This is a genomic window from Cetobacterium sp. (genome assembly GCF_051658645.1).
Classification (GTDB): Bacteria; Fusobacteriota; Fusobacteriia; order Fusobacteriales; family Fusobacteriaceae; genus Cetobacterium_A.
The window spans coordinates 1-12,829 of the sequence record NZ_JBOFMZ010000045.1 but is presented as its reverse complement, the minus strand read 5'-3'; the positions used below and the strand labels follow the sequence as shown (position 1 = coordinate 12,829).

Here is a 12,829-nt window from a genome sequence, read left to right as displayed (position 1 = left end):
AATAGATAAATTAAAAATACTAGTTCCTAAAACCTGTATAAAAAGTAGAAGGAAAGGGGAGTTCAGCTCAGATGATATATTAAAATTGATAATTTAAAGATTTGAAGTAATAGCTTTGAGTAAGTGCTGTTAACAGCATTTTTTTGTCATACCAAAAAATATCCAAAATTTAAATTTGTATAAAAAAAGAACTCAAAAATCTTTTAGAAGAATTTGAGTTCAGATTATTTTTCTTAAGTTGATGGGTATGGACGTTTGGCCTTATTAAAGAAATTTGAGTTCTGATTAATTTTCTTAAGTTGATGGGTATGGAACCGAGGCCTAAATAGAAAAGGAGATTACTATATCGTTAGATATAGTAATCTCCTTTTATTTAGCTATTTTTTATTTTTTGTAATCTACCAGCTGAGTAGTTACGATATATTTTTAAATAGATTTAGTAATGTGTTATTTTAGTAGAATTCTTCTAATAAAATAATTGTCTCTATTAAATTATTTAATTTTTTAGAGTCGATAATTTTAAAATCACTAATTATTCCAATTTCACAGAAATAATCAATTAACTTATCTTCTAAGGAGTTGTTAGAAATGGATTTCAAATATTTAATAAATCCGCCATTAAAAAAATCAAAATTCATTTCATATAATAAGTTGAATAAATTAAAAAATAATGTTTTAGTTCTGCGATTTAACTGAAATTGAGTTATATAATTTTCGTCACCAGTGTAAATTTTATGTAAAATATCAAGCTCCACATTTTCACTAAACGGATTAAAATTTTCGTCTTTAAAACTATTCAAACAATGTTGAAACTCTGTACAAACTATATAATTTTTATTTATACATTGGTTTAAAGTTTCTAAATTATTTAAACTTTCTACAAATATCGTTGAAGTTATAATATGTTTTTTTAAGGAATTACATGATTTACATATTGGAATAAGGTTATATTTACATTTATTTAAAGCTTTATTTTCATCAGATTTAATTTCTTTTTTATTTCTTCCGTAATATTTTTTATTTATAATATGTTCTCTTTCAAAATATAAATTACAACTAGCATTAGTTATAAGACTTTGACCACAATAAAAGCATCTATACTGAGAGAGATAAAGCATACCTTTAAAAAATTTTTCACTTTCTGCTCCATCGTAATGATTAGATTTACAGGTACTTTTATAGTTAGTGATGTAGTTTATATATGATGAATAGGGGAAATTTATCATTTTTAATTTCATTGGATTACCCCCATCCTAGTAGCTGTTTTATAGAATTAAAAATAATTCTTTCTTTTATTGATAAATTATTATAATACATTATATCATAACTGTAACAGTAATCTTTTATTATTATAATAGAATTACCGAAAATTTTGTAGGTATAGGATATATTTTCGATACTAATTGCATTTTTTGTCCAGTTATGATTCATATGTTTATTTTTTATAATATTAAAATATAAATTTTTTAAAATAATTAAATTTTCAGATTCTTTAAACACTTCAGTAGTCTTATCAAAAATTATTCTATCTATTTGCTCTTGATTAAGAAAATCATTAGATTCATACTCTTTATATTCAATATCTTCACCTTTTTTTGCAAACATTTTAATAATAGAATAACCTTCGGGTAAATTTGCTACTGTCTCTGACATATGAGAGGATATAATAAATAAAATTTCTTTATTTTTAAATTGTCCTCTAATAAACTCTTCTAAATATTTAAAGTATTTTTCTCTATTTGTCCAATAAAATTTAGAGTCAATTTCATCAATAAATATAAGAACTTTTTCTTTATGTTCAACATTTTCAGACATATAAAAAAATATCTCTGAGGCAATTTTAATCATAGCTTTATAACCAGATGAAGTTAAAATACTCATAGGTTGATTAGAAATAGATATTTCCATTGGAACCTTTGAAAAATCCAAGTTAAAGTTCAGCTTTTCATCAAAAAATTTCAATAAATTTTCCGGGTTAGTTTCTGCAAGGATTTTTGAGATTATTATCGCTTCATCATCAATTTTTTGGGCATGTTGAATTCTAGGGCTACCATCAATTTTTTGAGAAATTCTATTCTGATATATATTTTTTAATGATGTTAATTCTGTTTTTTTGCTAAAAACTCTAGTATTATCTCCTATACTTTCAGTATGATTTATAACGTCTAAGTCCTGACAATTTTCTGGAATATAAATAATCTTATATTCTGATTTTAATTTGTTAACACATGCTTCCATTATATATGTTTTTCCACCAGAGTTATCCCCTATAAAAGCTATTCCTTTTTTTGTATTATTGCTATTTGATATTATATTCTCAATTTTTTCAAATAATATCACTATATAACACCTTTCCTAATAAGGATATTTCTTATTTCTGTTATTCTTCTTAAATATCCTTCAGGGTTATTTAAACTAAGTCCTTTAGAATCATAATATACTGCTTCTTCTGGAATTGTCATGAATGTTTTTAATTTGTTATTAGATCTCAAAATAAGGTATATCATACAAAGATTATTATAATTAAATTTTGAAGTATTTTCAGGTTTTCTATTCTCAAAATTTAATTTAAAAAAATCTTCAATTGTTTGAAACTCTTCAGTTAATAACTCTTTATTATCTCCATTTTCTGCAATATATTCTGAATAGTTGTTTATCATTTTTTCTAAAGAGCCTTTTTTTCTATAATGCTTAGAATAAATATCAAGCTCTATACTTGTTAATTCTTCTTTTGTTCTATTTTTTAAAAATATTAGTAGTGGTGAATCTCTTTTTTCAAATTTATAACTTTGAGATTCAGCTTTTTCTATACTATGTGAAAAGGAGAAATAATATGTTAAAAGTTGAAATAGTCTTTTAATTTCCATTCTATCTCCTACAATTCCTTTTTTATTGAATCGACTCCAATTGTGACTAAAATCATAGTTTATACCATCTTTACTAAGTATATTATCACTATATTCATTAATTAATTTATATAAGCAATTCTTTTGATATAATCCGTTTCTTATTTCTTGAGTATTCAAAGGTGTTCCTGCTGAATTATATATTCTAAATAAATCTACGGCTTCAGAAAAATTATTACCTTCAACTATAAGAAAATCCAACTCTCTATCTAAAAGTCTAAATTTTTGTTGTTCATTAAGATCTGAGTTTCCACGGTAGCTTAAATCTAATTTATGTTGTTTTTCATCATATTCATTAGCTGAATATACAAACTTGTAATCAAGCCGAAGTTGATACTTAGTAGCTAAAGTTTCTTTAATTCTCTGCTTTTCTCCTGCAGTTGATTTACTTGAATAGTAATCTTTACATAACTCTGCTATTTCTTGTAAACATGAAGCATAATCAATTCTGTTTTTAGATTTAGGAAATATTCCCCAATAGTACATAAATAAGCTTGTCAATCTCTGTTGACCATCTATGACTAGAGTGGCACTAATTTCCTCACTTTCTGTGTAATAACCATATAATTTTGGAATAGGCATTCTTTTTAATAAAGAAACTACTAAAGCTGTAACTTGTTCTGCACTCCATACATATCGTCTTTGATATCCTGGTATTTTATACTTTCCTTTTCCAAGTTGTTCAATTAACCATTCTATTGAATAGCTTTTACTTGTATATTTCAAATTATTTTCGCTTGTTATTTCTTCTAAAATTTCTTTTGGATTATATTCTTTAGAATGACTAAGTTCAGAGTTATCATCATCTTTTTCATTATTATAATTACCCTGATCAACTTCATCTAAAATATCATCATTTAAATTATCTTCTAAAATCATTCAATTAAACCTCCTTCATAAATTGTTCTATAGTTAAAGAATACCATTTTTAATAGAATAAAAAAAGAGTAAAACTTTAGATTTTACTCTAATTATTTAAGAATAACTTTTCATTTAATTTTGTGAATCTCTTCTCACTCTCTAAGTAACTTATAAAACGTTGTCTTTTTAAGATTTAGCATCTCCATTGCTCTAGTTCCTGTGATTTCTCTAGTTTTCCAACTGTTGTAAATATCTTTCCAGTTCTCTAACAAGCTCTAGCATATTTTTAGGTTCAGGTCTCCCCTCGATATCCTTACCCGATACTTTTTCAATATACAGTTTTTCCACCTTGGCTTCTTTCATCCTCACTAATGACGACTTTCATTTTGGTCCACAGCGGAGACTCTCACATATCCAACGTTCATACTTCCTCCGATAATTAAAATTCTTGGATATATTATATAATATCGTTCGTTTAAAGTAAATAACAATTATCTGTTCATAAAATAAGTTCAAAAATTATTTTTAATTTTAAGTCGTTCTTTTAGATTGTACCATAAATGGAGATTCAAGATATTGATTAAAGCATATATTTAAAAACTGTTTCTAATTTTTAGAAAGTTACAATATTATTCAAATTACTTTCCCAAAGTGGATCATGAATAATTCTCTCTTTATATAGCTCATTAGAAAGAACTTCCATTTTAGTCAGTTGAGATAAAGTTTCCCAATTTTCATCAAAAATATAAGTTGCATTTCCATACCATAAATTTTCTAATATATATAAATTTTTATCTTTGAATCCTAAAACAATATATCCAGAAAATCCACCATTTCCAATAGCAATAAAATCAGGATTTAAATTATTTATTTTTTTAAGACGATTTTCATAAACTGCTTTCTTAGAACAATTTTTAAAATCTCTTAAAATATTTTTTTCTAAAGAAATTTTAAATTCATTCCAATTTTTTTCCCCTGGTGGCAACATTTCCCAATTTAATTTTTTTATGGGAACTAATGATTGTTTAAAATCATTTTTAAAAATGGTACAAGTTCCAAATATTTCTAAAAACATATTTACAGTAGAAAGTATAATACTTTTATTTTCATCACTATAGATCATTCTATCAGCATAAATATATTTATTATTACTTTTATCTGATCCTATTATTAATTCAATACTTGGTGGAGAGATTTGTTTTCTTTGATAACGTTCACGAGGTATTAATACTATTTTAGAATGTCCATTTCCACCCCAATCTTTCCAACTCCAAAACCGTGAAACATAAAAAGTTTCTTTAGGAAGGTCTTTTACAATTATTTTTTTACCCTCTCCATTATACTTTGTTTTAGGTCCTATATATGAAGGTAAAACTTTTTCTCCAACTTCTAATTTATCTGTAAATCCAATTTTTTTTAAAATATTTATATTTTTTATCTCTATCATATTAATTCCTAAAACGAAACTATCATTTTCGTTCATATGAGAAAAATATTTTTCTACTAATTTAATTCTTTTTTTATTTATAGTCATAACTTCCCCCTTTTATTTTAAATCGTTTTTAACTCTCTAGCAAATCCATATTCAATTCTTTCTTTATTTAAAGTCTGAATATATGCTGTTTCAAGATAATCTCTTTATTTCCAAAATTTTTAAACTTATTTCTTATACTTTTTAAAGTTTCTAATTCATCTAGAGTAAAAACAGTTAAATCTGAATCTCTCAACGGCTTAATGTCGAAATATATATATCCTTTTTCTTCATTTTCCTTCTCCTCTATTTCAATAGACTCGAAACACTTTAACATCTCATCTATCCCAACTGGAACTGCTTCAAAATGTTTGTGGATATATGCAAGACCAGTAATTGACTCATCATTTTTCTGATAGTTTTTAAAATAAGTATACCACATTAATTTATTTAGCTTTGTTTTATAGACATTTTTACAATTTTTAAGAAAATAGAGAATCTCCCCCTAGTAAGTAACAGTATTAAAGTTTTACAACACTGGCTTCAAACTTTTTATATTTTTCTCTCAATTCTTCATTGAATTTTTGGTTTTTTTCTTCAGTTCTTTTTATAAACTCTTCTATTTTCTTATAAAATATTATATTTATATCTTCTTTTTTTATTTCAAATTCTTCATTTGTCATAATATTAAAATATAAATTTTCTAATGATATTGATTCTGTATTACTTCCAAAAGAAGAATCAAGTAATAAAAAAGTTACACTTAATCCAAATTGTAATGGTAATATAAGTACTCCCAATTTAAAGGAATTACTAAATTCATTTTTTAATGAATATCCCACAATATACTCAAATGAATCACTTCCTAATGAATATTCATATTTATTAATTTCTGCTCCTCCCAAAATTGATTCTATTTGATAACCAATAAGTGAATTATTCCTAGGATTGACTTTAAGATTTCTTATTAATCCTGAATTTGTTGGTGTATAGTCTAATGAATTATATATTCTTGGTAATAAGTTGTCGCTAATTACTATCTTGACGGGTACAATCCCTTTTATAGTTAAAATGTTATTAATACTTTCCTCTATTAGTGATAAAAAATTCTGACTAGTTTCTCTTCTTTCTAAATGATACTTTTTTTCATCTGAAAAAATATTATAAGATTTTTCTTCTATTATCTCTGTCATAATTCTTTTATTCTCCTCCTTTTCTCCGATTTTTTCTATTTTATCTATTTTATCTATATTTTTCCAAAATAATGTTGATGCAAATGGATAATATCCATTTGTTTCAGAACGACCTATTGGTTCTTGTTTTTCATTCATCATTTCTTTTTTTACCTGTTCTATAAGTATTCCAGATGATAATACTCCATCCTTTTTATCATAATAATCTACGTCAGATATTATTTTTATAATACTATTAGTTAATTTTCCACCATTTTCTGTTTCCAAAGCTGCTTGGTTTTTTTTACAAGCATATAAAATATCTAATCCACTACTTTTTTGAAAAAATTTCTCCAACTTTTCAATATCAGCACTAGTTCCTCTTATAAAAGTTGTTTCTCCTCCACAATGACAGCAATCAAATGTATAAAATTGATGTTTTGGCAATAAAGCTCCATTAATAACATCAGGTATATCTAATACTTTCATAGGTGAATCGTGTAACATTATATATGAAGTTCCATCATTTAATACTCCATGTCCTGAAAATTGAAAATAGATTGAATCTTTATTTTTTTCAAATGTTTTACCTATTTCTTCTAAGAATAAATTTATTCTATTCCTTATTTCTGTTTCTGGTTTTTCAATGATACTTTCAATAGTATAAATATTTTTTTCTTTAAAACCACATTTGCTAATTAATATTTCTTTTATTTTTTTAATATCTTTTACACATCCCTTTAATGGTTGTAATTTATATGTATTACTGGGATCTTCTTTATAATCATCTATTCCTATTAAAATTGCATATTTAGTAAATCCTATCTCCAAAATTTCTCCTCCTTCTGCATTTTTTCTCTCTTATAAATTACTCTATAACTAAAGGATACCACTTTTAATAAAATAAAAAAAGAATAACTGTAAACAGCAAGATTAATTTTCTTAAGTTTATAGGTATGAGATGAAAATTGAAAATATATTTTTAACGAATATTATAAAGAAAGAGAGAAAATTTTCTCTCTTTCTTTACATAACACTATTGTTTTACATACGTTTCAAAATTTAAAACTCCGTATGCCAATATAGCTTCGTTTTTATTATATTGATAATTTGGAGCATTTGTATAAGAAGCTACAATTTGTTTTGCAGTATCTCTTATTTCCACTTTAGGAACTCCTTTATCTCCAAAGCATTTTAGAGCTGAGCCAGCTATCGATTTTACAGGCATTTCAGCACTATAATCCTCTGACAAAACTTCCCCTGCTAAATGTTTCAATAAATCTTTTGTAATCATTGTATTGTCTATCATACCAATACCTCCCGTTAGTTATTTTTAGTAGTTTTCTTTTCTTTTCCTATCCAAATCTTAAAAGCTTTTTTGCCATAATCTTTAGCGTAGTAAGTTACACCATCCTTAGTGTATGATGCTCTGTAAATATACATAAGAAATCACCTCCTGCGTCAAATTTTACTTGACACAGTTTCTACTATATGATAGACTAAAGTTGCGAGTTTTAATTAATCATATAATTTTGACTATGTCAAGATTTTATCTATGTTAACAGCTTTATGCTGGATTTTTTAATGAGTTAGCTCTATCTTTTCTTATTTGAGCTACTGTTTTCGATACTTTATATTTATTTGTTATTTCATCAACAGATAAATCACCGATATGAAATACGGGTACTAAGAGTTCTGCTGCAAAATGATCAGCTTGCCACTCTGGATATTCGTATTTTTTTATTTCATCTCCTCTACAAACTATTATCTTATCCGTATGCATTATAACATGCCCTATTTCATGAGCTATTGTAAACCTATCTCTAGTACTCCCTTTAGCAGCTCTATCGTAAACAGATTCTTTTATGTATATTTTCTTATGTATTAAATCTGTTTCTGCATAAACATTATATGGAAGTTCCCGATCTTCTACAACTTGGTATTCATATCCATACACCTCAGTTGACAAGTCTAACACCTTAAGTACATCAATTGCTCTACCTTTTGAAGAAGTAATCTTACAATTTTTTCTAAATTGTTCAACTTCAGCCTCAATCTTTTGTCTAGATCTCGGCTCAGCTTTTGTTGAGTTTATTTGTATTGTTGAAGCATAATTTTGTATCATTAAATATCCTCTCCTAGTATGTTTTTTAATTTTTTAAAATCTTCATCTGAAAGTTCTTGGATTTTTCTTGCATATCTTATACTTAATAGTTTTCTTTCTTCTGATAAATTCGTCATATCAATAATTTTCTCTTTTGCAGATAATTCTATATCTTTTTGCAATTTTTCTGATTCTTCAGATGTTAAACTATAAATATTTACTATTTTTTCATGGAAATCACTTGGAATATCTCTTTTTCCATTTTCTATGGCTGATAAGTATGGTGTAGATATTCCTAAGTTCTCAGCCATTTCCTTTAAGTTTTCATCATTTTGAATTCTTAAAATTCTAAGAAACTTTGCTATTCTACTTTTCATTTGTCATCATATCCCCTTTTTTATTTAGTTATCTTTGCTCTATATTCATTTATATTTCATCCTTACAATTAATAGTATCATTTTTTCTTCAAGAAATCAAATTTTTTTTAAACTTTTTTTGTTTTTTATTTTTACTAATTTTGTAAATTTTTTATTTGTTATACAGTCATTCTAATTTTTATTGATTTTTAAATAAAAATATTGTATATTATTAATATATATCTCGACTATCTGAGTTAAAGGAGATAGAGCTAACTTGTTACAGGGTTGGTACCCACGTAGGGGCTTTGAATATTCTAGGTTTATGTTGAGGAATAACAACTAAAAAGTATTCCACTGTAAATAACAAAAATATAATACAACCTTTGAAGCCTGTTTTTTAACAGGCTTTTTGTATATAAGGAGTCTAAATGCCAGAACAATTTCTTAATACCACAAAAAAAGTTAGTAAAAATAAAATTGATTTAAAATTATTTTATTCTTTTTATAGAGATTATATATGTCCTTATAGATATACTTATATTCTAGAAACTGGTGAAGTTATAGAAATAAAATTTGAAAAAAACAATTTTCCTCACTTGCTAGGGTTACATAAATTTAAAAAAGATAAACAAAAACATATAAAAATAGAAACATTAAAAAAGGAAGAGAAATAGTCTCTTCCTTTTATCAAACGTTAAATTCTCCCACCAATACCTTTAAACTTATCAACAAAAGCAGATATTTTCTGGAATACAGTGCTTTTTTTAGTTAAGTAATTAGGATTAAGAGGGCTCATCTTAGGAATAATTGAATTCAATTCAGTTCCATTGTCACTAGCCCCTTCTTTTTTTAGTGATGTTAAAATATATCTTTTAGCACCATCAGCATTAAGATTCTCTTCTACAATCAACTTTTCTGCTTCTTTAATTTGTTCTAGTTGAGCATAAGAGAAAAATGCTTCTATGATATTAGCTTTATCACAGAATTTATCTAAATCTGTGTTATTAATAAAGTCAACTATCAAGCTTTCTTTTGCACGATTTCCAGTACTCGAACGAATTAAACGACGTACATCTTCTATTAACACATCTTTATCTTTTGTACTTTTATGTTTTTCAAAAATCAATTCTAGAATATAATCTAAATTTATCTCTTGTGATTTTAAAAGATCTACTTCAAAAACAACGTCATCCCATTCGAGTCTAGAATCATCTCCCACTGTGCTCTTTTTCTCACGACGAAGCCACTCACGAATGTCATTATATGCAGAACGATAATCTTGAACGACTCTCTCTTCAGGCATTTCAATATTTTTCATATCCTCGATCTCTCTATCACTTAGATAGTGGGTAGCTTTGAACTCTTGAACCAATTCTGAATCATTCATATCAAGAGATTGTAAAGCTTTTAACTTTGTAAACTCATCATAATTCTGTAATATATTTTCAACTCTCAAATATTCTCCAAATAGTTTAGCAAAGGCTTTTTTATCTTTTTCAAGAACAATATCATCGACATGTGGGAAACGAGAGTTTAATTCTTTAACTACCTCTATATATCCACGACGTGCTTCTCCTGTGCTAACATCTGTGAATCCTTCCATATATTCTTTATAACTTTTTTCTAGCACTACATTTTTTGTATTTTTATCACCAAATAAGGTTATAGCATCTATTGTAGCAACTTCTAAATCTCTAAAAGTAACTATATTTCCAAAAGTCTTTGTAGAATCATAAATACGGTTTGTTCTTGAAAAAGCTTGTATTAGTCCATGATAACGTAAGTTCTTATCAACAAATAGTGTATTTAATTTAGGAGCATCAAATCCTGTTAAAAACATCCCAACTACAATTAATAAATCAATCTCTCCATTTTTTACCCTATTAGATAGATCACGATAATAGTTTTGGAACTCTTGACTGTCAACACCAAAGTTTGTTTTAAACATACTGTTGTAGTCGGTAATAGCAGCGGTTAAAAACTCTTTTGCACTCGTATTCATTGCAGAAGTTTCAAAAGTTTCATCAAGGATCTCTCCTATAGAGCTTTGTTCTTCATTAGGTGCAAAAGAAAATATAGTTCCAATTTTCAAAGGTTTTTCACATGCTTTTTGTAAGTTTTTTAACGTTTCATAATAAAGCTTTGCTGCATCCACACTACTTACAGCAAACATAGCATTATACCCTTTTGCACCATTAGGTATACGATGGGTTTTTATTCTAAAGTTATTAAGAATATATTGAGAGATCTCTTTAATTCTTTCTGGATGTAAAAAAGTTGCATTTGCTGCCTCAGAGCTTATTTTTTCTTTATCTTGTTCTATCTCTACAGATTTAAACTTAGGACGTACATCATTATAATCAACTTTAAATTTAAGAACTTTCTCATCTCTAATTGCATCAGTAATAACATACGAGTGTAACTCTGTTCCAAATACACTACTTGTAGTTTCAGAACCTAAAGCATTTTCTGGAAATATTGGTGTTCCAGTAAATCCAAATTGATAGTATTTCTTAAATTTCTTAGCAATATTTTTTTGAGCTTCACCAAACTGTGAACGGTGGGCTTCATCAAAAATAAAAACAACTTGTTCGTTATAGATTGGTAAGTCTGCTTCACTCTTAATCAGGTTATTTAACTTTTGAATAGTAGTTACAATGATTTTATTATCATCTTTCTGCATATTTCTTTTAAGTCCAGCTGTATTTTCAGAACCATTAACACTATCTGGAGAAAAACGTTGATACTCTTTCATTGTTTGGTAATCTAAATCCTTTCTATCTACAACAAAGAATACTTTATCTATAAAATCTAGTTCTTTAGCTAAAAGAGCAGCTTTAAAACTTGTTAAAGTTTTCCCTGATCCTGTTGTATGCCAGATATATCCACCACTTTCTAGAGTTTTCCATTTTTTAGCTAAATATGAACTCTTTATCTTCCATAAAATTCTTTCTGTTGCAGCTATTTGATAAGGTCTCATAATTAGTAGTGTGTTATTCGAATCAAAAACAGAGTAATTTAACAATATGTCTAACAAGGTATTTTTCTGAAAAAATGTTGCACTAAAATCTTTTAAATCTCTAATAAGGGTATTATCAGATTTTGCCCAGTTCATAGTAAAATCAAAACTATTTTTATCTCTCTTAGTAGTGTTAGCAAAGTATCTTGTATCTGTACCATTTGAGATTACACAAATTTGTAAATATTTGAAAAGAGAATCGTCAGCATTAAAGCTCTCTTTAGTATATCTATTGATTTGATTAAATGCTTCTCGAATAGCAATTCCACGTTTTTTCAGTTCAACTGCGATTAAAGGCAATCCATTTACTAGGATTGTTACATCATAACGATTGGCACTAGTTCCACGCTGTTGGAACTGTGAAATAACCTGTAATTTATTTCTACTCATATTTTTCTTATCAAGAAGATAGATATTTTGAATATGTCCATCATCAAAGACAAAATCATAAATATAATCATCATGAATTTTACGTGTTCTATCTATATAGTTATCACTCGGCTTATCTAAATACTCCTCAAGAAATCGTGCCCATTCTGAATCTAGAAAATTAACATTGTTAAGATTTTCTAGTTGAATTCTAATGTTTTTTAACATCTCTTTAGTGTTCATAAGCTTAGGTAAATACTCATAACCTATATTTTGCAAATCTTCTAGCAGTTCCTGTTCTAATTGAGCTTCAGTTTGATAACTTACACCTTGTCCAGCTATCTTGTCATATCTATCTAAAACTATAAAATTATTAGTTTCTGTAATTGGCTTTAAACTACTCATTAACTCTACTCCCTCGATTATATTTGTTTCTGTTAACTTAAAAATTATTGAAACTACTCCAATCCTTTGAGGTATAATAGTTATTCAAACAACCAATATTCCCCCCAAGAAAGGAGCAGTTTTTAACTATGTATATTAATAATATCTCTTGTCCTCGTTGTTT

The 12,829-nt window shown here is 26.6% G+C and carries 11 protein-coding genes; 1 reads left to right on the top strand and 10 read right to left on the bottom strand.

Going from position 1 to position 12,829, the window contains the following annotated elements; translation table 11 throughout:
- Nucleotides 1-452: 452 nt before the first annotated feature.
- From ACRCZX_RS05215 to ACRCZX_RS05175, 9 genes are all read right to left on the bottom strand, one after another.
- Nucleotides 453-1,238 (bottom strand): HNH endonuclease, encoded by a 786-nt coding sequence (locus ACRCZX_RS05215; RefSeq protein ID WP_438581875.1) that lies wholly within the window; start codon nt 1,236-1,238, stop codon nt 453-455.
- Between the two features lie 4 nt (nt 1,239-1,242).
- A complete protein-coding gene (locus tag ACRCZX_RS05210) occupies nt 1,243-2,340 on the bottom strand; it encodes a hypothetical protein (protein ID WP_438581874.1) in 1,098 nt (365 codons plus the stop codon).
- Entirely contained in the window at nt 2,340-3,785 is a 1,446-nt protein-coding gene (locus ACRCZX_RS05205; protein WP_438581873.1) for a DUF262 domain-containing protein, read from the bottom strand. Before ACRCZX_RS05205 ends, ACRCZX_RS05210 begins: the two co-directional genes overlap by 1 nt.
- 595 nt (nt 3,786-4,380) lie before the next feature.
- The gene (locus ACRCZX_RS05200) at nt 4,381-5,301 is read right to left on the bottom strand and encodes a hypothetical protein (RefSeq protein ID WP_438581872.1); all 921 of its coding nucleotides are present in this window, start codon (nt 5,299-5,301) and stop codon (nt 4,381-4,383) included.
- A gap of 67 nt (nt 5,302-5,368) precedes the next feature.
- Complete coding sequence (locus tag ACRCZX_RS05195) at nt 5,369-5,680, bottom strand: type II toxin-antitoxin system antitoxin SocA domain-containing protein (RefSeq protein WP_438581871.1); 312 nt, start codon at nt 5,678-5,680, stop codon at nt 5,369-5,371.
- Between the two features lie 79 nt (nt 5,681-5,759).
- Complete coding sequence (locus ACRCZX_RS05190) at nt 5,760-7,241, bottom strand: caspase family protein (RefSeq protein ID WP_438581870.1); 1,482 nt, start codon at nt 7,239-7,241, stop codon at nt 5,760-5,762.
- A gap of 205 nt (nt 7,242-7,446) precedes the next feature.
- The gene (locus tag ACRCZX_RS05185; RefSeq protein ID WP_438581869.1) at nt 7,447-7,719 is read right to left on the bottom strand and encodes a hypothetical protein; all 273 of its coding nucleotides are present in this window, start codon (nt 7,717-7,719) and stop codon (nt 7,447-7,449) included.
- A 258-nt stretch (nt 7,720-7,977) separates the two neighbouring features.
- A complete protein-coding gene (locus tag ACRCZX_RS05180) occupies nt 7,978-8,535 on the bottom strand; it encodes an ImmA/IrrE family metallo-endopeptidase (RefSeq protein ID WP_438581868.1) in 558 nt (185 codons plus the stop codon).
- Nucleotides 8,535-8,891, bottom strand: a complete 357-nt coding sequence (locus ACRCZX_RS05175) for a helix-turn-helix domain-containing protein (RefSeq protein ID WP_438581867.1) — start codon at nt 8,889-8,891, stop codon at nt 8,535-8,537. Before ACRCZX_RS05175 ends, ACRCZX_RS05180 begins: the two co-directional genes overlap by 1 nt.
- Before the next feature lie 410 nt (nt 8,892-9,301).
- Here ACRCZX_RS05175 and ACRCZX_RS05170 point away from each other — a divergent pair, with 410 nt between their 5' ends.
- Nucleotides 9,302-9,547, top strand: a complete 246-nt coding sequence (locus tag ACRCZX_RS05170) for a PBECR4 domain-containing protein (protein ID WP_438581866.1) — start codon at nt 9,302-9,304, stop codon at nt 9,545-9,547.
- Between the two features lie 20 nt (nt 9,548-9,567).
- On the opposite strand, the gene ACRCZX_RS05165 is transcribed toward ACRCZX_RS05170, so the two are convergent.
- Nucleotides 9,568-12,666 (bottom strand): type I restriction endonuclease subunit R, encoded by a 3,099-nt coding sequence (locus ACRCZX_RS05165; protein ID WP_438581865.1) that lies wholly within the window; start codon nt 12,664-12,666, stop codon nt 9,568-9,570.
- Between the last annotated feature and the right edge of the window lie 163 nt (nt 12,667-12,829).

What these genes read in the sequence shown, in the direction of transcription:
- ACRCZX_RS05170 (WP_438581866.1), top strand. Translation starts at nt 9,302, where the DNA reads ATGCCAGAACAATTTCTTAATACCACAAAAAAAGTTAGTAAAAATAAA.
- ACRCZX_RS05165 (WP_438581865.1), bottom strand. Translation starts at nt 12,666, where the DNA reads ATGAGTAGTTTAAAGCCAATTACAGAAACTAATAATTTTATAGTTTTA.
- ACRCZX_RS05215 (WP_438581875.1), bottom strand. Translation starts at nt 1,238, where the DNA reads ATGAAATTAAAAATGATAAATTTCCCCTATTCATCATATATAAACTAC.
- ACRCZX_RS05200 (WP_438581872.1), bottom strand. Translation starts at nt 5,301, where the DNA reads ATGACTATAAATAAAAAAAGAATTAAATTAGTAGAAAAATATTTTTCT.
- ACRCZX_RS05175 (WP_438581867.1), bottom strand. Translation starts at nt 8,891, where the DNA reads ATGAAAAGTAGAATAGCAAAGTTTCTTAGAATTTTAAGAATTCAAAAT.
- ACRCZX_RS05195 (WP_438581871.1), bottom strand. Translation starts at nt 5,680, where the DNA reads ATGTGGTATACTTATTTTAAAAACTATCAGAAAAATGATGAGTCAATT.
- ACRCZX_RS05180 (WP_438581868.1), bottom strand. Translation starts at nt 8,535, where the DNA reads ATGATACAAAATTATGCTTCAACAATACAAATAAACTCAACAAAAGCT.
- ACRCZX_RS05185 (WP_438581869.1), bottom strand. Translation starts at nt 7,719, where the DNA reads ATGATAGACAATACAATGATTACAAAAGATTTATTGAAACATTTAGCA.
- ACRCZX_RS05205 (WP_438581873.1), bottom strand. Translation starts at nt 3,785, where the DNA reads ATGATTTTAGAAGATAATTTAAATGATGATATTTTAGATGAAGTTGAT.